Source organism: Salinicola sp. V024 (assembly GCF_052645315.1).
In genome coordinates, this window is record NZ_JBQXYB010000001.1 from 233,643 (window position 1) to 254,052 (window position 20,410).

The following is a 20,410-nucleotide window of genomic DNA, read 5'->3' on the forward strand; positions in this document are numbered from 1 at the left end:
GTTAACCATTAGTAGAAACATTTTGTCTGAATGGCGATAGTAGACCGACTTATTCGTCATCTATTCCGATAGCGCCGGAGGAGAATCAATGGCTTTTGCCCAGAAATTCATCGTAGCCGATGACCACCCACTCTTCCGGGCGGCTCTCAATCAAGCGCTGCGACAGGTCTCGCCCCAGGCGGAGATCGTCGAGGCCGACAGCATGGAGGCCACGGCGGAAGTCGTGACACGCCATCCCGATGCCGACCTGATTCTGCTCGACCTTCACATGCCGGGGGCGCACGGCTTCTCCGGATTGATCCAGCTTCGCGGACAGATGCCGGATATTCCCGTGACGGTCGTGTCCGGCAGTGAAGAAGTGGATGTCGTTCGCCGCGCCATCGATTACGGCGCCTCGGGGTTCATTCCCAAGTCCGCCTCGCTCGACACCATTGCCGAGGCAATCGGTGAGGTGCTCAAGGGAGAAGTCTGGCTGCCACAGTACCTAGCCGATGCCATGGGCGAGGGCAGCCCCGAAGACGCCCGGTTTGCGGAAGCGATCGCCTCGCTAACGCCACAGCAATTCCGCGTGCTCAACATGTTGACGGAAGGTCTGCTCAACAAGCAGATTGCCTACGAACTCAATGTGTCGGAAGCGACCATCAAGGCCCACGTGACGGCCATCCTGCGCAAGTTGGGGGTTCATTCCCGTACCCAGGCTGTCATTGCCGCGCAGAAACTTGAGATCGAGCCGCCCAAGGTGACCAACGACTGACCGTTTCGAGAACCTGTGGTTAGGGAGTCTGGTTAGAGAGTCCGGTTGGAGCCCAGGGGCTGAAGTCTCAAGCTTGAAGTACTGAGCTTGGAGTCATGAGTTTAAAGTCCTGACACCGAGAGCCGCCGTTTTCCATCGTGGAAACGGCGGCTCTTGCGTTGGTATGTCACCATCTCAATCCGCCGTGGTGACGACTTTGGCCCGACTGAGCCGGCGCGCCATCAGCAGCAGTTCGAGACTGGCGAACAGTAACAGGCTATAGCCGGTCAGCTCGGTGATTTCCTCTGCCGCATCCTTGATGATCCGCAAGTAATGCTCCCCCATCAGTGCATGCCACAGCTCGCTGCGTCCATAGAGGCGGGAACACACGTAGGTGACGAGAAAGCCGGCTGCGAAGAGTCCGAATCCCAGGCTATTGGCCATCTGGGTGAACTCTTCCAGAAATTGGCGACGGCCGCGAATCACGACGGCGAGAGTCGGCAGCGCGATCAGGGTGACCAGACATTCCCATGCGCCATCGAAAACGTAGCTATCCAGCCAGAGATCGTTCTCGCGCACCAATGACATCGCGAAGAAGGCGCTCAATAACAGGCTCAGGGTGCGCAGTACCTTGAAATGCTGACGAATGATCAGCATCGAGGTCATGCAGAGGAGCAGCAGCACGGATTGAGTGATTTCAGTCAACGACGTTTCACTGAAATTGGGGCCGCCAATATGCCTGACGTCCACCGTCAGCACCATCTGCATGAGAGCTGCCAGGAACAGGATATACACGACGGCCCGGAAGGAAACCGCACGAAAGGTCAGAGGAAAAAAAGTAGGAGGCATGATCGGATCCGGCCAGCAATTAATAGCTGGCTAAGATTATCAGCCTTAAGTTCCTTAAGAAACGCTGTTTCGATTGTTTTTTAAGATAGCCTTAATTTTCTGGCGCTATTCCCGCCCGGAGTTTGGCCGTCTCGATGCCGACGATCGCGGCGCGCTCATCGTTGGCGGAGCTGTCGCCGCTGACGCCCACCGCGCCGATGACCTGATCCCTTTCGTCCAGGATCAGTACGCCGCCGGCGACAGGGATGAATTCTCCCTCGGCAGCCGAGGCGACTGCCGAGAGGAAGGCGGGGCGGTCGTGGTTGCGTTCACCCACCGTTCCGCTGGAGACGCCATATCCCAGGGCGGCCTTGGCCTTGCCGTGCGAGACGGCTGAACGCAGGGCCGCGCAGCCGTCCGCCCGGTCACTGCTGATCGGGCATCCGCTGATGTCCATGACGGTGACGGCGAGGGGGTTCAGTTCGTGCTCTTCAGCATGAGCCAATGCCGAATCGATGATGGTGCGAGCTTGTTTCAGCGATAGTGTCCGGTAAGTCAGGTAGACATTACGAGTCATGGCAGTATTCCTTGAGCTATTTTTGTATTCATAATTCATTTTGGGTGGCGCTATCCATGCGCCATTGGGAGAATGGAAACATCGAAACAGTTATGAGTGCCCAATGATTAAGATTCAGCAGAACACTCTCTATGGTGAAGCGGCTGCCCGCATCCGAGACATGATCAACGAGGGCAGCCTGCTTCCCGGCGTCCGAATTCCGGAAAAGCAGCTTTGCGAGCAGTTCGGGATTTCCCGGACGCCGCTGCGGGAAGCGCTCAAGGTATTGGCATTCGAGGGAATGGTCGAACTCCTGCCAAACCGCGGTGCACGCGTCATGCGCTTGACGCGCCAGATGCTGGAGGAAACCTACAATGTGATGGGCGCGCTGGAAGGCCTTTCCGGCGAGTTGGCATGCCGCCATGTCACCGAACAGGAGGTTGCCGACATTCAGGCACTCCACTATCAGATGATGGCGCATTACAAGCGCGGAGAGATTCGGCCCTACTTCGAGCTCAACCAGCGTATTCACGATGCGATCATGCTCGCCGCCCGCAACGATACGCTGCGGGAAACGTATAGCAGTCTGAACTACCGCATTCAGCGGGTCCGCTACTCCACCCACATGATCGACGAATACTGGGATCAGGCCGTCGCCGATCATGAAGCGATGATCGAGTGCCTGCTGGCTCGCGATGGTGAACGCCTGGGCGCCATACTTCGCGAGCACTTGCGACACAAGCTCGTCGTCGCCGCCGCGAGCGGTGTGATCGACGAAGACCAGCCTACCGCCGTCTAACCCCATCGGCCGGTCTCTCGCGGGTTCGCCGGCCTCCATCGGCTGCCCGCGCCTTTCTCTAAGCCAGCCACTGGCTCTTCGCTGTCTAATCCCGCTTGCCTGTATCGGCCCTGGCATATCCTGTATCAGCCCCGGCATCGCCTGTATCGCCTCTGGTATCGCTACTGCCTTGCGAGGACACCACTCGGCGTGGTCGACCGTTTCGGCCTTCCCGACCCGCTATCGATCTGAAGTTGGCCGGAGCTTGCGCCGGTAGAGCGGCTGCACGTTGCAAAAGGCGAAAAATTTAAAATGAATTCATTGCGTTGGCGCCTTTCGGTCTCGCTGTTTCTCGATAACTGGCTAATTATCAACGCATAGTGATGAGACTTTACGCCAATAGACAAATGGCGGATTGGTTTCAATTGAATTATGAATTCATAATTCATTGGCAAGATCCCAAGGTGCTCGCACTGCGGGGTATCGACCGGAGCGTGGCAATAATCCCGACGGCCTTCCGGTCCATCGTTCAGGCGAGCCAATATAAAAAGACGGAAGGACGCCAGTGATGAAAAGTCTCAAAGCAGGCCTGTTGGCGCTAGCGCTGATGGCCGGTGCCAACCATGCCAGTGCCCAGGAAGTTCAGGTCAAGTTTGCCCATGTCGGTGAGCCGGGCTCGCTGTTCGCCAAGGTGTCCGAGGAGTTCGCCAAGCGCGCCAACGAGAAGCTCGCCGGTGAAGCCAAGGTGGTCGTCTACGGGTCGAGCCAGCTGGGCGGCGATTCCGAACTGCTGAAGAAGCTCAAGCTGGGCACCGTCGATCTGGCGCTGCCTTCGACCGTCATGAGCAGTGTCGCCCCGCAGTTCGCCCTATTCGAGATGCCGTATCTGATCGCCGATCGTGATCACATGGCCAAGGTGCGCGACGAGGTGGTGAGACCTCAGCTCTATCCGGTCGCCGAGAGCCGGGGGTATCACATCATCGGCGTGTGGGAGAACGGATTCCGTCAAATCACCAACAACGAGCGGCCGATCACCACGCCGGCCGATCTTTCCGGTATCAAGCTGCGTGTGCCGCAGGGCGTCTGGCGCGTCGAGATGTTCAAGAGCTACGGTGCCAACCCCTCGCCCATGGCGCTGTCCGAGGTGTTCGTCGCCCTGCAGACGGGCGCCATGGACGGTCAGGAAAATCCGCTGGTCCAGACCTACGCCTCGCGCCTGCAGGAAGTGCAGAAATACCTCTCGCTCTCCGATCACATCTATACCCCGGCCTTCGTCACCGCGGGCCTGAGCTGGAACCGGCTGCCCGAACACGTGCGCGACGTGCTCAAGCAGACGGCCGAAGAGATGGAGCCCTATGCGTTGGAGCAGGGCGCCAAGCTCGACGAGGAGACGCTCGTCAAGATGCGCGACGCCGGTCTGCAGATCAACAAGGTCGATCGTCAGGCCTTTATCGATGCCTCCAAGCCGGTCTACGACAAGTTCATCAAGGACGTCGATGGCGGTCAGGCGATGCTCGAGAAGGTGCGTGAACTGCAACCCTCCAGTTAACCGCTGTGCGCGGTCGAGCTCGACGACTCGGGCTCGACCGGCTGTGGACGAAGGAACCGCCTATGAAAACCCTGAGTACGCTTCGCGATGGTTTCAATCGCCTGCTCGAGATCATCGTGGTCATCAACATGCTGGTGTTGGCGGGCATCGTCATCGTCGGCTTCCTTTCGCGCCTGGTGGGGTCGCCTTTTACCTGGTATGACGAAGCGGCTTCGATCAGCCTGGCCTGGCTGACCTATTACGGGGCTGCGCTGGCTGCCGCCAAGGGCGCGCATATCGCCTGTCCCAGCATCGTCAATGCGTTCCCGCCGCGGATACGGTTGCCCATCGCCCTGCTGGGCGAGGCGGTGACGATCGCGTTCTTCGTGTTGCTCACCCTGACCGGCTGGCAGGTGGTCCAGATTCTGGCGGGCTCGACCATGATCAGTCTGACCAGTGTGTCACTGCAGTTTACCCAGTCGGCGCTGCCGATCGCCTCGGTCCTGTTCATCATCGCGGAGCTGCTGCGATTGCCTGAGGTGATTCGCCAGGCGCGCGGTGAAGGTTTCGTCGATCACGAACTCGAAGAAATCGGCTTGAGCCCGAACATGGCCAGTCAGAGCGATGCCGCACCCGACGTGCGGTCTAGCGCAGGAGGTACGGCACGATGATTCTCATGCTGATGTTCATCGGGCTGCTGGTGTTGATCGTGCTCAACGTGCCGATTGCCATCGCCCTGGGCCTGGTGGGCGCCGTTGCCGTCTACTCCAGCTACGGGGTCTACGCGCTACCCAATATCGGACTGACGATGTTCGAGGGGGCCACCAACTTTCCGCTGATCGCCATTCCGCTGTTCATCCTGGCCGGTGCGATCATGAACGCCTCGAGTATCTCGCGACGTCTGATCGACTTCGCCTCTTCGCTGGTCGGCTTCGTCAAAGGCGGGCTGGCGATGGTGACGATCGGTTCCTCGATCTTCTTCGCCGAAATCTCCGGCTCCGCCGTGGCCGGTGTCTCGGCGCTGGGCAGCCTGCTGATTCCGGCGATGAAGAGTCGCGGCTACTCCAAGGAGTTCGCCGCCGCGATCTCGTCATCTGCTGCCAGTCTGGCGATCATCCTGCCGCCGTCGATTCCGATGATTCTGTACGCGGTGATGTCGGGGGAGTCGGTGGTCAAGATGTTCGTCGCCGGCATCTTCCCGGGGCTGCTGGGTGCCCTGGGCCTGGCCATCGCCTGCTATTTTCTGGCGCGCAAGCACAACTTCCCTTCCGAGGGGCGTTTTCAGGCCAGCCGGGTGTGGAAATCCTTCAAGGAGGCGATCTGGGCGCTGATGATCCCGGTGATCATCCTCGGCGGCATCTTCGGCGGTATCGTCACTGCTACCGAAGGCGCGGCGCTGGCTGTCGTGGTGGCGATCTTCATCAGTGCGGTGATCTATCGGGAATTCACGCTGAAGACACTGTGGAAATCGTGTCTGGATGCGGGTATCCAGACCGCCGTGGTGATGCTGCTGGTGGCGAGTTCGGCGCTGGTCGGGCTCTACCTCACCGAGTCCCAGCTGCCGCAGCAACTGGCCAATTCGATCAGCGGTCTGACCGACAACAAGTACGTCATTCTCGCGTTGCTCAACATCATCTTCCTGATTCTCGGTGTGTTTCTGCACTCGGCGGCGGCGATCATTCTGGTGGTGCCGATCGTGCTGCCGCTGATCATCCAGGTGGGTATCGATCCTCTGCACTTCGGTCTGATCGTAACGCTCAATCTGGCCATCGGTCAGCAGACGCCACCGGTGGCCAGCGTCCTGATCGCCTCGTGCTCGATCGCCAAGGCGGATATCTGGCGCACCTCGAAAACCAATCTCTGGTTCCTGGGAGTGCTGTTCATCGTGTTGATCTTCAACACCTACGTGCCCGATTTCGCACTGCTGCTGGTTCACCTGATTTACGGCAGTTGAAGTACGCCAGTTGAAGTACGCCAGCCGAGGCGCGCAGCTGAAGCGCCTCGACGCCTCACCGATACCGACCATGAGAGCGACACCATGATTCAGGATGACGAAATCCGCTGTTATCAGGAGGGCACGATCGGTTGGATTCGCTTCAACCGCCCGGAAGCCCGTAATGCCATGACCTGGCACATGTACGAGGCCATGGCAAAGGCTTGCCAGCAGTTCGACGAGAACCGGGAAATCCAGCTGATCGCCTTCCGTGGCGAGGGCGCGGAGGCTTTCGTCGCGGGGACCGATATCAAGCAGTTTGCTGAATTTACCGCTCCCCGCGATGGGATCGACTACGAGCGCCGGATCGATGCGGTGATCGGCGGCATCGAGCGGGTGACGACGCCGACGGTGGCGCTGATCGACGGCTACTGCGTCGGCGGTGGTGCGGCCATCGCCATGGCCTGCGACTTCCGCTACGCCAATAGAGCCTTCAAGTTCGGGATTCCCATCGCCAGGACCGTGGGCAACTGCATGTCGATCACCAACGTGTCGAGACTGGTCGACCTGCTCGGTATCGCGCGAACCAAGCGCGTACTGATGCTGGCGAAGATGATCGAGATCGATGAGGCGGTGACGGTCGGGCTGATCGACGCCGTCGTCGAAAGCGAAGGACTCGACGAGACTGCCAGGGCCCTCGCCGAGAAGCTGGCGGGTCACGCGCCGCTGACGATGCGGGCGACGAAAGTCCTGATCAATCGAATCCTCGATCAGCGGCGGCCCGATCCTGAAGCCGGCGATGACCTGATCGAGCTTTGTTACACCAGTGAAGATTTCCGGGGCGCCGTCAGGCGATTCATCGACAAGACACCATACACCTGGCAGGGCCGCTAGACCCGAAGGGACAGGCGCGTCATTCGTCAGCGCCGTTGACGCTTTCGTCATTGACAGGTTGGCAGGGAGAATCGCCATGTTACCGCTGGAAGGCATGAAGGTACTCGACATCTCGCAGATCATGGCGGGCCCGTACTGCACCATGGTGCTGGGCGACATGGGGGCGGACGTGATCAAGGTCGAGAAGACCAATGGCGGCGACGACAGCCGCCAGATGGGGCCCTACGTCAACGAGGAATCCACCTGCTTCGCGCAGATCAATCGCAACAAGCGCAGTATCTCGATCAACCTCAAGGAGCCCGACGGCCTGGAGCTTTTCTATCAGCTGGCGCGGGAAGTGGATGTGGTGGTCGAGAACTATCGACCCGGCGTGACCCAGTCGCTGAAGATCGATTACGACACCCTCAAGGAGATCAATCCCGGGCTGGTCTACTGTTCGATATCCGGTTACGGCCAGACGGGGCCGTATCGACGCAAGGGCGGGTTCGACCTGGTCGCCCAGGGCATGACCGGACTGATGTCGATGACCGGCGAACCCGGTCGGCGGCCGTTGAAGACCGGCGTTGCCGTTTACGATATCGGCGCCGGGATCACCGCGATCTATTCGATACTGGCAGCCTACATTCACAAGCAGAAGACAGGCGAGGGCCAACTGGTGGATGTGGCGATTGCCGAGTGCGGCCTGCCCTGGTTCACCTGGGAGGCGGCAGCCTACTTCGCCGAGGGGCGCGTTCCGCAGCCGACCGGGTGGCGGCATCGGGTCTCCGCGCCGTATCAGGCAGTCAAGGTTCGCGATGGCTTCATCATGCTGGGATGCGCGAACCAGCGTACCTGGGAGCGGTTCTGCAATGACGTGCTGGCGCGCCCCGAGTTGACCCAGGATCCCCGCTTCGTCACCAACAGCGACCGAGGGCAGAACGTCGACGCGCTGGAGGCATTGCTGGAAACGTTGATGGGTGCGATGGACATGCAGGAATGGCTGACCCGGTGCGACGAAGCCGGCGTACCGGCCGGGCCGATCAATGATTTCGCCCAGGCGATGGATGATCCGCATTATCGCGAGCGAGGCATGGTTCAGGAGCTCGATCATCCGGTGATCGGACGCATGAAGACCATCGGTTTTGCCAGCAAACTGTCGGGAACGCCGCCTCAGATTCGACGCCCGGCGCCGATTTTCGCGCAGCATACCGATGAAGTGCTGGCGACGCTGGGGATCGAAGGCGATCGTCTGGCGGGACTGCGCGAGCGCGGCGTCGTCCGCTAGTTCAGTCGACGTTGCCGGCTGGCGCGGCGATATCCTGAGATCGTCGCGCTTCCTCTTCCAGCCAGTCGTGAACGGCCTGGAGCCGGCGGTCGTCCAGCGCACCCTGCGGGTAGACCAGCCCATAACGTTTGCCGGTCGCCACCGAACCGGCAAACGGCGCGATCAGGCGTCCGCTGGCGAGTTCGTCGCCGATCAGGGTCCGTCGTGCGATCGCGACCCCCATGCCGGCGATCGCCGCCTCCACCGTCAGCTGATTGCGATTGAAGGTATAGCCACGACGCACGTTGACGCGTTCGCCGCCGATCGCCTGTAGATAATATTCCCATTCGGCGTAATCATGGCTGCCTCGCCAGGCCGTCACGTCATGCAGCAGCGGATAGTAACCCAGCGCCTCGGGGTGGGTGAGCGGGGGGCGCCGCCTGAGTAGCTGCGGCGCACAGACGGCAAAGATCTTCTCGTCGATCAGCGGTGTGGTCTGAAGCCCCGGATAGTGACCGTCGTTGAGATCGATGGCCAGATCGTAACCGCCATCGAGCAGCGACAGGTTGCTGTCCTCGGCGCTGAGATGAAGATCGATATCGGGAAAGCGTGCCTGCAATCGCGGCAAGCGCGGCATCAGCCACTTGGCTAGAAACGAGGGCAGACAGCGCAGCCGCAATACGCCGCTCATGACTCCGCCGCGGAGCCGGTCGACCTCCAGCCCGACGGCGTCGTAAGCCTGGGCGACCACTCGGGCCAGACGTTCTCCTTCCTCGGTCAGCGCCAGCCGACGCGGCAGACGTCGGAACAGACGAAATCCCAGGCGATCCTCGAGCTGCTTGATCTGTTGACTGATCGCACCGGTCGTCACGTGAAGCTCTTCCGCCGCCCGCGTGAACGACAGGTGGCGGGCGCTCACGGCGAAGACTTTCAGCCAGGCATGCGTCTGGGCATTGATTGGTTGCATCATGGTTTAGTAAGGCTATAGGTTTTGGCAGTTTTTATCGATTGTTTCTGCAGTATACGCCGAGCACACTGAAGTCAAACTATATCGTGCGCCTGTTCCGAGAACGACGGTTCATGGCGCAGGACCGACCTCAAAGGTGATCGCATGACTTTCAGCGTGTTCGATCTGTTCAAGATCGGTATCGGACCTTCCAGCTCGCATACGGTCGGACCGATGCAGGCAGCGCATGATTTCGTGGCGACGCTGCGCCAGCGCGAGCTGCTGATGGCCGTCACGCGAGTCTCGGTCACGCTTTACGGGTCGTTGTCTGCCACCGGACGAGGGCACAATACGGATAGCGCCGTGTTGGGAGGCCTCATGGGGGAGCGCCCGCTCAGCGTGGACCCGGACGCGCTGGCGCTCAGGCTGAGCGCTCTGTCGCGCGACGGCAACCTCAAGCTCGCGGGTATTCATGGCGTCGCGTTCGATGCCGCTCGGGATATCGAATGGTGCGACGAGATTCTCGACTATCACACCAATGCATTGAAGCTGAGCGCCCACAACGAGCAGGGCCTCGTCTATGAAAATACCTACTACTCGATCGGCGGCGGTTTCGTCGTCGATGCCGACCGGGCCGCTCGCAGCGATTCGCTAACGCCTGCGGTAACGCTGCCTTATCCGTTCAAGAATGCCGTCGAGCTGTTGGCTATCTGCCGTCGCGAGGGTCTCTCCATCAGCGATGTGATGTTGGCCAACGAGCAGGTCTGGCGCAATGAATCGGACATCCGGGATCGCCTGTGGCATATCTGGCTGGCGATGAAAGCCTGCGTCGACAGTGGCCTGGATCAGACCGGCGTGCTGCCGGGCGGGCTCAATGTGAGGCGTCGCGCGCCGGCGCTACATCGGCGCCTGATCGCATTGGAGGGCGAGAAGAGTCTGATCGCGAGCACCTTCTCGGCGATGGACTGGGTCAACCTGTTCGCGTTGGCCGTCAACGAGGAGAACGCCGCCGGACGTCGCATGGTCACCGCGCCGACCAACGGGGCGGCAGGGATCGTGCCGGCGGTGCTGCACTACTACATGAAGTTTCAGCCGGGAGCCTGCGAGAAAGATGTGGTCCGGTTCCTGTTGACGGCTGGGGCGATCGGCATTCTGTGCAAGACCAACGCCTCGATATCCGGCGCCGAGGTCGGTTGCCAGGGCGAGGTCGGCTCGGCCTGCGCGATGGCCGCCGCCGGTCTGGCAGAGCTGATGGGCGGTACGCCGGCCCAGGTCGAGAATGCCGCCGAAATCGGCCTCGAACACAATCTGGGGCTGACCTGCGATCCCATTGCCGGGCTGGTTCAGGTGCCCTGTATCGAGCGCAATGCCATTGCCTCCGTCAAGGCGATCAACGCCGCGCAGATGGCCCTTTGTGGCGACGGCGAGCATTTCGTCTCCCTCGACAAGGTGATTCGAACCATGCGTGACACCGGGCGCGACATGCAGGATAAATACAAGGAGACGTCCCGGGGCGGATTGGCCGTCAATACCATCGAATGCTGAGCGCTTTGACACGCCCGCGATAAGGACAATCACGGCTGGCTGTGTCAATATCGACTCCCTTGAGAAACGGTGACGTGGTCGCCAAAAAGTACGGATAAGGGCAGGGATAATGAGCCAAGGCAGTTGCATTGTTTGTCATTTCAAACACTACGGTGAGCTGTCCAAGAATGACGAGGCCCTGCTGGCCGATCTCGAGCAAAGTCCGACGGAGGTCTCCGCCGACCAGATTCTGTGGCAGGAAGGGGATTCCGCACGCGAGTTCTGTACCCTCAGCAAAGGGTGGGCCTACTCCTTTCGCCATATGGAAGATGGTTCCAGGCAGATTCTGGAAATCTATCTCCCCGGCGACATCATCGGTCTCAGAGAATTCGCCTTCAAGGAACGTCTCACCGGCGTCGCCATGCTGGAAGACGGCGTTGTCTGTCACTTCCCCCACCGACGGTTGATCAATGTATTTCGCGAGTCGCTGACGCTGTCGACGATCTTTTTCGCGATCTCGTCCCATCAGCAGGCATTGCTGACCGAACGTCTGGTCAATCTGGCGCGGCGCAGCGCGCGTCAGCGTCTGGCCCATCTGATCTACGAGATGTACGTGCGCCTGGATCGCACCAAGGCCCGCCAAGGCAACAGCATCCGTCTGCCGCTATCCCAGCAGCATCTGGGCGATGCGCTGGGGCTGTCGTCGGTCCATGTCAGCCGCACGCTGACCGCGTTCCGCGAGGAAGGGTTGTTGCTTCGTTCGCGTCAGCGCATCGAGTTGCCCGATCCGGGTGCCCTCGCTCGCGAAGCCGAGTTCGGCGACGCCTATCTCAACGACGGGATCGATCACTTCTTCAACCACTGACACGACGCGGTCAGCGCGCCTAGGGTGCTGGCCGGGCGGGACTGCCCCCGGCAATCTCTTCCGGCAGGCGCGCCGACAGAAAATCGATCAGCAGACGGATCTTGGAAGAGAGCTGGCGGTGGCGCGGATAGACCGCCCATACCGCAGTGTCGGTAAACTGATAGCGATCGAGCACGGCCGTCAGTTCTCCCTGCTGGATCGCCGCTTCCACGTAGTAGTCCGGTAGCTGAGCCAGCCCGATCCCCTTGCAGGCGGCGTCCAGTAGCGCCGGCCCCGAATTGCCGCGCCAATTCCCCGATACGCGAATCTCTCGCCGTTGCCCTTCGACCCGGAACAGCCAGCTGTCGCGCGACCCGATCAGACAGTTGTGATGGGCAAGCTCGGACAGGCTGTGCGGCGTCGGCAGTCGCTGGAAGTACTCGGGAGAACCGACCACGTACTCGCGGCGTTGACACAGACGCCGGGCCAGCAGGCTCGAATCCTTGAGCACGCCCATACGAATCGCGATATCGAAACCTTCATCAATCAGTTCGACCGTACGGTTGGTGAAGTGCAGACGCACGTCGAGTTGCGGATAGCGGCAGTGAAAGTCGTTGACCAGCGGGGCGATGTAGCGCTCACCAAAGGTCGTTGCGCAGCTGATGGCCAGGCGGCCCCGCGGCTGGGACTGCAGTTCGTTGAGCGCGGCCTCGGCTTCCTGAAAACCATCGAGTAGCGATCGGCAATGTTCATAGTAGACTGCGCCGCCATCGGTTAGCCGTATCTGGCGCGTCGTTCGGTAGAGCAGCGGGGTGCCCAGCGTCTGTTCCAGCTGGCTGACCAGGCGGCTGACGTGGGAATTGGACACTTTCAGCGACCGGGCGGCGCGGGAGAACGTGCCCAGGCGAACCACTGCGACGAACGCCTCGATTCCTTCCCATCGTGACATGTTGTTTACCTTGCGGCTCGTCATCCAGATTGTTGTCACACAGCAATAATCATGTGTCGAATGCCGGGTTTATTGCTGAGCGGTGAGCGCCTAGACTGAATCAAAACCGCTCGTCCTGTCATCAATCGAACGACGGGCGAACCGTAGAGTCCAAGCCTTCAAGCTCAACCGGAGACAAGCTGATGAAATCTCGTGCCGCAATCGCCTGGGAAGCAGGCAAGCCGCTCTCGCTGGAAGAGATCGACGTCGAGGGCCCCAAGGCGGGCGAAGTCATGGTGCGCATCGTCGCCACCAGTGTCTGCCATACCGACGCCTACACGCTGTCCGGAAAGGACCCTGAGGGCCTGTTTCCCTCGGTGCTCGGCCATGAAGGCGCTGGCATCGTCGAGGAAGTCGGCGAGGGCGTCACCGGCCTGAAACCCGGCGATCACGTCATTCCGCTCTATACCGCCGAGTGCGGCAAGTGCAAGTTCTGCCTGTCCGGCAAGACCAACCTGTGCAGCGCCGTCCGCGCGACCCAGGGCAAGGGCCTGATGCCGGATGGCACCACGCGCTTCTCGCAAGGCGGCACCTCGCTGCATCACTACATGGGGACCTCCACCTTCTCCGAGTACACCGTGCTGCCGGAAGTGTCGCTGGCCAAGGTGTCGAAGGAAGCGCCGCTGGACAAGATCTGCCTGCTCGGCTGCGGCGTCACCACTGGTATCGGTGCCGTGCTGAATACCGCCAAGGTGGAGCCAGGCGCGACCGTCGCCGTATTCGGGCTGGGCGCGATCGGCCTGGCGGTGATTCAGGGCGCGCAGATGGCCAAGGCCGGCCGCATCATCGCCATCGACGTCAATGCGGACAAGTTCGAACTGGCGCGTCAGTTCGGTGCCACCGAGTTCGTCAATCCCAAGGATTACAGCGATCCGATCCAGCAGGTGATCGTCGATCTGACCGATGGCGGCGTCGATTACTCGTTCGAGTGCATCGGCAACGTCAACGTGATGCGCTCGGCGCTGGAGTGCTGCCACAAGGGCTGGGGCGAGTCGATCATCATCGGTGTCGCCGGTGCCGGCGAAGAGATATCTACGCGCCCGTTCCAGCTGGTCACCGGTCGGGTCTGGAAAGGCTCCGCCTTCGGTGGCGTCAAGGGCCGCACCGAACTGCCGGGCTACGTTCAGCGTTACATGGATGGCGAGATCAAGATCGACGAGTTCGTTACCCACGACATGCCTTTCGATCAGATCAACGAGGCGTTCGACCTGCTGCACGCGGGCAAGAGCATTCGCACCGTTCTGCATTTTTGAGCGACGAGCCGCGATCTACGAGTCACGAGCTACAAGCGCAGATCAAAAGCGCAGATCAAAAGCGCAAAAGCCCGGTTCCGGGGTGCATGAAGAGTATTTCAGGCGTCGGTTTCGGGGCGCATGGATAGAAAGCCAAGGAGAACGTCATGTCGATGAGCGAACAGCTGGAGCTGGTCTCGGCCACCAAGAGTTTCGGTGGCTGGGTCAAGCGCTACAAGCATTACTCCCGGGCGCTGGATTGCGACATGATCTTCGCGATCTATCTGCCGCCCCAGGCCGAGGAGGATCGCGTGCCGCTGATGTGGTGGCTGTCGGGTCTGACCTGCAACGACGAGAATTTCATGCAGAAGGCCGGGGCGCTCGAGACCGCGGCCGAGCTGGGTATCGCGATCATCTGCCCGGACACCAGCCCGCGCGGACTGGACCTGCCCGGTGAGCACGACAGCTATGATTTCGGTTCCGGCGCGGGTTTCTACCTCAACGCCAAGCGCGAACCGTGGTCGAAGCATTATCGGATGTACGACTACGTCACCGAGGAACTCCCCTCGGTAGTGCGGCTGCACTTTCCGGTCAACGGTCGTGAATCGATCAGCGGTCACTCCATGGGTGGCCACGGTGCGCTGGTGCTGGCCCTGCGTCAGCCGGGGCGCTACGCCGCGGTATCGGCGTTCGCGCCGATCGTCAACCCGACCCAGGTGCCGTGGGGCCAGAAGGCGTTCGAGAACTATCTGGGCGAGGATATCGGCCTGCGCACCCAGTACGACGCCTGCGAACTGGTCGCCAAGGGGTCGTCGCGTCAGCCACTGTTCATCGACCAGGGCGAGGCGGACAACTTCCTCGAAGAACAGCTCAAGCCCGAGCGGCTGGAAGCGGTTTGCGAGGAGCACGACCACCCGCTGACCCTGCGCCGCCATCCCGGCTACGACCATAGCTATTTCTTCGTCGCCAGCTTCATCGACGAGCACCTGCGTTATCACGCTGAAAGGCTGCACGCCAAGCGCTGAGGGTGCGTCCGACGCGATAGGTCCGATGACATTGACTCGCCTGAGTCCGCACTTTCAGGCGAGTCGTCTTTCTTCCCCATAGAGTCGGCGACCAGCAATGCCCGGTGAGGCCGTTACCCGCCTATCTCTACTCTGTCTCTCCTGTCTCTCCCGCTTATCCGCTCCACCTGTCTGTTCTGCTTATCCGTTTCTCCCATCCATTCCTCCTATCTATGCTTGCTATCGATCGCCGATGGCGGTTGATGCATAGCATCCGTCGCTTGCGGTCAAATCATTGCGTCTTAACTCGTCAGAGTAGAGGAGGAGTTCCATTCGATAACAAATCAAGGGAGACGCTTCATGAGTCATTCGAACATAAAACGCCACGTCCTCACCGCGGCGTTGCCGCTGACTCTCTTCGCTGCAGGCTCGGCGCAGGCCGATCTCGATACCGTGCGCTTCGGTGTGCCGCCGTGGCCGGGCGTGACGGTGAAGTCGGAAGTGGCAACGCAGATTCTCGAGGCCATGGGCTACCAGACCCAGCAGAACGAGCTGGCCGTGGGCGTCATTCTCAACGGGCTGGCCAACGACGATCTGGATGTCTATCTGGGCGGCTGGTATCCGATCGAGCAGGAGATGATCGATCCGTTGGTCGCCGACGGCAAGGTCGACAAGGTCGCCAAGAACATCAGCAACGCCAACTCGGGGCTGGTCGTTCCGGAATACGTTCATGAAGCGGGCGTCGACAGCGTCGCCGATCTCGACCGTTACAAGGATCGTTTCGACGGCGAGATCCAGGGCATCGAAGCGGGTACCGGCATCAATGACGCCATTCTCGCCGCGATCGACAAGGATGCGGCGGGGCTGGGCGACTGGCAGCTGCGGGAAAGTTCGACGGCCGCCATGCTGGCCTATGCCGATCAGAAAATCAGCGATAAGCAGTGGGTGACGTTCGTCGGCTGGGAACCGCACTGGATGAACGTCAGCTACGATCTTTACTATCTGAAGGATTCCGACGATAGCGGCACGGCGGATATTCTCAGCACGGTCTGGACCGTGGTCCCGTCTAGCCTCGAGGCGGAGGATGCCAATCTCTATCGTTTCCTCTCCCAATATCAGGTCGATATCGAGGCTCAGAACGACTGGGTCTACCAGTACAGTCATGAAGAGCGATCCGCCGACGAGGTCGCCAGCGAGTGGATTCACGATCACTACGATATCGTGGCCCAGTGGCTGGACGGGGTGACGACAAAGGATGGCAAACCGGCCATCGATGCCGTCAAGGCGCAGCTGGATAGCTGACGATGGATGATTAGTTGACGACGGGCTGACAGCTGAACCCGACCCGCATCTACGCTTCGCTACCGAGCCGTCGTGCCAGCGCCTGGCAGAAATCCTGCCAGGCGTTCTGCATTGCCGGCAGCTCGGCGTGGCCATGTAGCGCGCCGTGTACCATGCCGGGCGCACGGCGGTAACCGACCGCAGCCCCCGCCTCTCGCCAGGCCAGAACGGCGCGCTCCAGCGGGCGGGTCAGCGGGTCGCGCTCGGCGGATAGCGCCTCGATGGCCAGGGTCGGAGGCCGGTCGGCTGGCACGTCTGGCAGGTGCGGTGTGGTCATCGCCCACAGCGACAGGACATCGGCGCGCGACAGCAGTGGCGCATCCTCACCCAGATTATCGAGCGTCGGCGTCCCCACCACCGGATAGATCAGGCCGAGCAGTCCTTTCCACTCGCTGGTATGGGCGATATCGATCGCCAGCCGTCCGCCGGCGCTGTCGCCAATCACGGCAACGGGCACCAGCGATTCGACCACGCTACGGCAATCCGCCAGCGCCTCGGCGTAGTTCGCTTCGGGCAGCAGCCGATAGTCGACGCTCACCACCTCGCGCCGCAGGCGTTTGGCCAGATCTGCGGTGACGCCGTGATGGCTATTCACCGAGCCCAGATTCCAGCCGCCACCGTGCAGGAAGACCACGCTACCCTCGGCGCGGCTAACCGGAAGGAAGCGTCGCACAGCGACACCGGCCAGACGTTCGTCGACGAACTGCATGCCGGCCGGATCGGCGACTCGACGCCGTGCATGCAGCGCCTCATACGCCTGACGTCTTGCCGACAGCGATTCATCGCCACTCTTGTCGGCCGGGCTGAATTCCCGGATGAAGTCTTCGATAGGCATGGAGCTTTCCTTGTCGATGTATCTTTGAGATGGACCTTTGAGATGGACCTTTGAGATGGACCTTTGAGATGGACCTTGGAAATGGATCTGGCTATGGACCTTGGAAATGGACCTGGGAAAGTGTCCCGGGAAATGGGCTTTAGAAATAGGCCTTGGCGACAGTCTCTCCCTCAGCGCTCAGGCGATAGGCCCAATCCCGTCATGCCCTTGTTATACTAGCCCCCCGTTCTCTCGACCATGAGCTCTCGTCCATGCCTTCCGGTTGGCTGCGCACGTCCCTACGCTACTTGCTGATCGCCATGGGCGCTTTCGTGGGGTTATCGATACTCCTGGTGCTGGTATTTCGCTTCGTGCCGGTATTCGGCTCGATGGTGATGGTCGAGCGCAAGGTCAGCTCGTGGTTTGACGGCGATAATCTGGCCATCGAACAGCAGTGGGAGCCGTGGTCCAGACTTTCCGACAATGCCAAGGTGGCTGTGATGGCGGGGGAGGATCAGCGCTTCCCGGATCACTGGGGCTTCGATGTGTCGCAGATCAAGCGCTCGATCACGAGCTGGTCGGACGGTGGCGACTTGCGTGGCGCCAGCACCCTGAGCCAGCAGACCGCCCGGAATCTCTTTCTGTGGACGGGGCGCAGCTGGATTCGCAAGGGGCTGGAAGCGTGGTTCACGCTGCTGCTCGAGGCGCTATGGCCGAAACAACGCATTCTCGAGGTCTATCTCAACATCGCCGAGTGGGATACGGGCGTGTTCGGGCTGGAGGCCGCTGCGCAGCACTATTTCGGCACCTCTGCCGCCAATCTCAGCGTCTCCCAGGCCAGCCGGCTCGCGGCGATACTGCCCAACCCGCGAGGCTGGAGCGCTTCTCGGCCTTCCGCGCACGTCCAGCAGCGGTCGGCATGGATACAGCGTCAGATGCGCAATCTCGGCGGTATCGATTTTCTTCAGCGGCTCGACTGATTCCATCGGCTGGCTCAATCATCTGCCCGGTCGGCCAGCACCGCGTCGCGTTTCTCCAGCAGGTGGCGCTCCATGAGGGCGCCGAGCACAGATCCATCACGCGCTTCCAGTGCGGCCATCATCTCGCGGTGTTCTTCCACCGCTCTGCGCCACTTGGCTTCCGAGCGATTGGAGGAGAGTCTCAGCGGGTGAAGGCGCCGGTTGAGCGATAGATAGGTCTGGCGCAGGGCCTCGTTACGGGCGGCGCGATTGATCAGATCGTGAATGCGCTGGTTGGCACGGTAGTAGGCAGGCAGGTCGTGGCGCTGCCAGTAGCCCAGCATCGTCTCGTGGGCATCGCGAACGTCGGCCAGCTCCTCCACGGTGATGCGCTGGCATGCCAGCTCGCCCGAAAAACGCTCCAGCGCGCTCATCAATTCGAAGGTGTCGTGAATTTCCTGGTGCGTCATGCGGGTCACGAAGGTGCCGTAGTTGGGCGAGATCGTCACCAGTTTCTCGGCCGCCAGCACACGCAGCGCCTCTCTGAGTGGCGTGCGCGACACCGCCAGCCGATCGGCCAGCTCGCGCTCGTTGATGCGCTCGCCGGGTTTGAGATCACCTTCGGTAATCAGATCGTGCAGCCGCTCCACGATCTTGTCGTGAAGCGCAGCGCGCTGAATGCGCATCGGACGCACTGCCGTCTCGAGCGTGGTGTCATCGTCATTGAATGTCTGCATGCATTGAACCCTGATCGGTCTTCTCTACTTTCTATCGCAAGCGTTCGGCCCTGACTACTGCTCCATCGCATTCCATCGGCAGGAACTGGCGCCAGCGCCCTGTCGTATGACGGCCTTCGACCTATGTCGAGGTTTGTCGGCGGGCAATTATTCGGCATATTGCGTAATGAATGCAAAAAACCATTTGGGTGACAGAAACCACTTGGGTGCTAAAACAACGTGAGGCGGCTCCCGCTTCACTCCTGGAGATGCCGCCATGCTCAATCTCGACCAACACCCCTCGGGCCGCCATTTTCTGCAGATACCCGGGCCGTCGCCGGTGCCGGATCGTATTCTGCGGGCGATGAGCCTGCCGACCATCGATCACCGTGGCCCCGAGTTCAGCGAGTTGGGTCTGAAGGTCATCGGTGGCATTCAGAAAATCTTCAAGACCGAACATCCGGTCATCATCTATCCGGCATCGGGCACCGGCGCCTGGGAAGCGGCGCTCTCCAATACCTTGAGTCCGGGGGACGCGGTATTGATGTTCGAGACCGGCCACTTCGCCTCGCTGTGGAAGCAGATGGCGCTGCGCCTCGGACTCGAGCCGGAATTCCTGTCATTGCCGGCGTCGCAGAGCTGGCGCTACGGAGTGCAGCCGCAGCTCATCGAAGAGCGATTGCGCGAGGATCGCGAGCATCGGATCAAGGCGGTGTGCGTCGTGCATAACGAGACCTCCACCGGCGTCACCAGCGATATCGCCGCCGTCCGCCGGGCCATCGATGCCGCCGGGCATCCGGCGCTGCTGGTGGTCGATACCATTTCGGGGCTGGCCAGTGCCGACTATCGCCACGACGAGTGGGGCGTCGATGTCACCGTTTCCGGCTCGCAGAAGGGGTTGATGCTGCCGCCGGGTATCAGCTTCAACGCGCTATCGCCCAAGGCGATCGAAGCCAGCCAGCGCTCCCTCATGCCTAAGAGCTTCTGGGCGTGGGACGAGATTCTCGCCGGCAACACCAACGGCTACTGGCCATACACGCCGAGCACCAATCTACTCTACGGTCTCAACGAGGCGCTGGACATGCTGCTGGAGGAGGGGCTGGACCAGGTCTTCGCCCGCCATGAGCGGTGGGGCGAGGGCGTCCGGCGCGCGGTCAATGCCTGGGGGCTGGAAATACAGTGCCAGGAGCCCGCGCTCTACTCGCCGGTGCTGACGGGCGTGGTGATGCCGGAGGGGATCGACGCCGACGAGGTTCGTCGGACCATTTACGACCGGTTCGATCTGTCGCTGGGGACGGGACTCGGCAGGGCCAAGGGGAAGATGTTCCGCATCGGCCATCTCGGCGACTGCAACGACCTGACCCTGATCGCCACTCTTGGCGGTTGCGAAGCCGGGCTCAAGCTCTGTGGCGTCGAGCTGTTCGGCAGCGGCGTACAGGCCGCGCTGGATTTCTTCGCCGACAATCCGGCGCCCGGCACGCCGGCGGCGCGCAAACTGGCGGCGGCTGAATCGAAGGGTCACTCACAGGCCGGTGCCGTCCGCGCCTGA

Annotated in this window: 20 protein-coding genes; 14 read left to right on the plus strand and 6 right to left on the minus strand. The window is 61.1% G+C overall.

Annotated features, from left to right (window positions below):
• Window positions 1-88: 88 nt before the first annotated feature.
• Window positions 89-754 (plus strand): response regulator, encoded by a 666-nt coding sequence (locus ACUN9V_RS01035; protein ID WP_075562756.1) that lies wholly within the window; start codon window positions 89-91, stop codon window positions 752-754.
• Window positions 755-928: 174 nt separating this feature from the next.
• Here ACUN9V_RS01035 and ACUN9V_RS01040 read toward each other — a convergent pair whose 3' ends face one another.
• Complete coding sequence (locus tag ACUN9V_RS01040) at window positions 929-1,582, minus strand: hypothetical protein (RefSeq protein ID WP_445510014.1); 654 nt, start codon at window positions 1,580-1,582, stop codon at window positions 929-931.
• Between the two features lie 91 nt (window positions 1,583-1,673).
• Window positions 1,674-2,138 carry a GlcG/HbpS family heme-binding protein gene (locus ACUN9V_RS01045; RefSeq protein ID WP_445510015.1) on the minus strand — a complete coding sequence of 155 codons (465 nt, stop codon included), beginning with the start codon at window positions 2,136-2,138 and terminating at the stop codon, window positions 1,674-1,676.
• 103 nt (window positions 2,139-2,241) lie between these two features.
• On the opposite strand from ACUN9V_RS01045, the gene ACUN9V_RS01050 reads away from it, so the two are divergent.
• The 6 genes from ACUN9V_RS01050 (at window position 2,242) to ACUN9V_RS01075 (ending at window position 8,514) form a co-directional block, all read left to right on the plus strand.
• Window positions 2,242-2,916, plus strand: a complete 675-nt coding sequence (locus ACUN9V_RS01050) for a GntR family transcriptional regulator (protein ID WP_110692718.1) — start codon at window positions 2,242-2,244, stop codon at window positions 2,914-2,916.
• A gap of 547 nt (window positions 2,917-3,463) precedes the next feature.
• Window positions 3,464-4,444 carry a TRAP transporter substrate-binding protein gene (locus ACUN9V_RS01055; RefSeq protein ID WP_445510016.1) on the plus strand — a complete coding sequence of 327 codons (981 nt, stop codon included), beginning with the start codon at window positions 3,464-3,466 and terminating at the stop codon, window positions 4,442-4,444.
• Window positions 4,445-4,506: 62 nt separating this feature from the next.
• Window positions 4,507-5,094, plus strand: coding sequence for a TRAP transporter small permease (locus ACUN9V_RS01060; protein WP_075562751.1), 588 nt, complete (start codon window positions 4,507-4,509; stop codon window positions 5,092-5,094).
• Window positions 5,091-6,377, plus strand: coding sequence for a TRAP transporter large permease (locus ACUN9V_RS01065; RefSeq protein WP_075562750.1), 1,287 nt, complete (start codon window positions 5,091-5,093; stop codon window positions 6,375-6,377). Before ACUN9V_RS01060 ends, ACUN9V_RS01065 begins: the two co-directional genes overlap by 4 nt.
• A gap of 84 nt (window positions 6,378-6,461) precedes the next feature.
• Window positions 6,462-7,250 (plus strand): enoyl-CoA hydratase/isomerase family protein, encoded by a 789-nt coding sequence (locus ACUN9V_RS01070; protein WP_445510017.1) that lies wholly within the window; start codon window positions 6,462-6,464, stop codon window positions 7,248-7,250.
• A gap of 76 nt (window positions 7,251-7,326) precedes the next feature.
• Window positions 7,327-8,514 carry a CaiB/BaiF CoA transferase family protein gene (locus ACUN9V_RS01075; protein ID WP_075562748.1) on the plus strand — a complete coding sequence of 396 codons (1,188 nt, stop codon included), beginning with the start codon at window positions 7,327-7,329 and terminating at the stop codon, window positions 8,512-8,514.
• Between the two features lies 1 nt (window position 8,515).
• On the opposite strand, the gene ACUN9V_RS01080 is transcribed toward ACUN9V_RS01075, so the two are convergent.
• Window positions 8,516-9,463: a LysR substrate-binding domain-containing protein gene (locus ACUN9V_RS01080; RefSeq protein WP_445510018.1), complete on the minus strand. Its 948-nt coding sequence runs from the start codon at window positions 9,461-9,463 to the stop codon at window positions 8,516-8,518.
• 141 nt (window positions 9,464-9,604) lie between these two features.
• Between ACUN9V_RS01080 and ACUN9V_RS01085 the strand changes: the two genes are divergently transcribed.
• On the plus strand, window positions 9,605-10,984 hold the full coding sequence (locus ACUN9V_RS01085) for an L-serine ammonia-lyase (RefSeq protein WP_445510019.1): 1,380 nt from the start codon (window positions 9,605-9,607) through the stop codon (window positions 10,982-10,984).
• Between the two features lie 109 nt (window positions 10,985-11,093).
• Window positions 11,094-11,828 carry a Crp/Fnr family transcriptional regulator gene (locus tag ACUN9V_RS01090; protein ID WP_445510020.1) on the plus strand — a complete coding sequence of 245 codons (735 nt, stop codon included), beginning with the start codon at window positions 11,094-11,096 and terminating at the stop codon, window positions 11,826-11,828.
• A gap of 19 nt (window positions 11,829-11,847) precedes the next feature.
• On the opposite strand, the gene ACUN9V_RS01095 is transcribed toward ACUN9V_RS01090, so the two are convergent.
• Window positions 11,848-12,756 carry a LysR substrate-binding domain-containing protein gene (locus ACUN9V_RS01095; RefSeq protein WP_445510021.1) on the minus strand — a complete coding sequence of 303 codons (909 nt, stop codon included), beginning with the start codon at window positions 12,754-12,756 and terminating at the stop codon, window positions 11,848-11,850.
• 182 nt (window positions 12,757-12,938) lie between these two features.
• Here ACUN9V_RS01095 and ACUN9V_RS01100 point away from each other — a divergent pair, with 182 nt between their 5' ends.
• The 3 genes from ACUN9V_RS01100 (at window position 12,939) to ACUN9V_RS01110 (ending at window position 16,333) form a co-directional block, all read left to right on the plus strand.
• The gene (locus ACUN9V_RS01100) at window positions 12,939-14,048 is read left to right on the plus strand and encodes an S-(hydroxymethyl)glutathione dehydrogenase/class III alcohol dehydrogenase (protein ID WP_445510022.1); all 1,110 of its coding nucleotides are present in this window, start codon (window positions 12,939-12,941) and stop codon (window positions 14,046-14,048) included.
• 146 nt (window positions 14,049-14,194) lie between these two features.
• A complete protein-coding gene (gene fghA / locus ACUN9V_RS01105) occupies window positions 14,195-15,052 on the plus strand; it encodes an S-formylglutathione hydrolase (RefSeq protein WP_075562742.1) in 858 nt (285 codons plus the stop codon).
• A gap of 339 nt (window positions 15,053-15,391) precedes the next feature.
• On the plus strand, window positions 15,392-16,333 hold the full coding sequence (locus tag ACUN9V_RS01110; RefSeq protein WP_445510023.1) for an ABC transporter substrate-binding protein: 942 nt from the start codon (window positions 15,392-15,394) through the stop codon (window positions 16,331-16,333).
• 49 nt (window positions 16,334-16,382) lie between these two features.
• Here the strand turns inward: ACUN9V_RS01110 and ACUN9V_RS01115 are convergent, their stop codons facing one another.
• Complete coding sequence (locus ACUN9V_RS01115) at window positions 16,383-17,207, minus strand: alpha/beta hydrolase fold domain-containing protein (RefSeq protein WP_445510024.1); 825 nt, start codon at window positions 17,205-17,207, stop codon at window positions 16,383-16,385.
• 251 nt (window positions 17,208-17,458) lie between these two features.
• On the opposite strand from ACUN9V_RS01115, the gene mtgA reads away from it, so the two are divergent.
• On the plus strand, window positions 17,459-18,166 hold the full coding sequence (gene mtgA, locus ACUN9V_RS01120; RefSeq protein WP_445510025.1) for a monofunctional biosynthetic peptidoglycan transglycosylase: 708 nt from the start codon (window positions 17,459-17,461) through the stop codon (window positions 18,164-18,166).
• A 14-nt stretch (window positions 18,167-18,180) separates the two neighbouring features.
• On the opposite strand, the gene ACUN9V_RS01125 is transcribed toward mtgA, so the two are convergent.
• Window positions 18,181-18,882, minus strand: a complete 702-nt coding sequence (locus ACUN9V_RS01125; RefSeq protein ID WP_445510026.1) for a GntR family transcriptional regulator — start codon at window positions 18,880-18,882, stop codon at window positions 18,181-18,183.
• A 256-nt stretch (window positions 18,883-19,138) separates the two neighbouring features.
• Between ACUN9V_RS01125 and ACUN9V_RS01130 the strand changes: the two genes are divergently transcribed.
• A complete protein-coding gene (locus ACUN9V_RS01130) occupies window positions 19,139-20,410 on the plus strand; it encodes a pyridoxal-phosphate-dependent aminotransferase family protein (RefSeq protein ID WP_445510027.1) in 1,272 nt (423 codons plus the stop codon).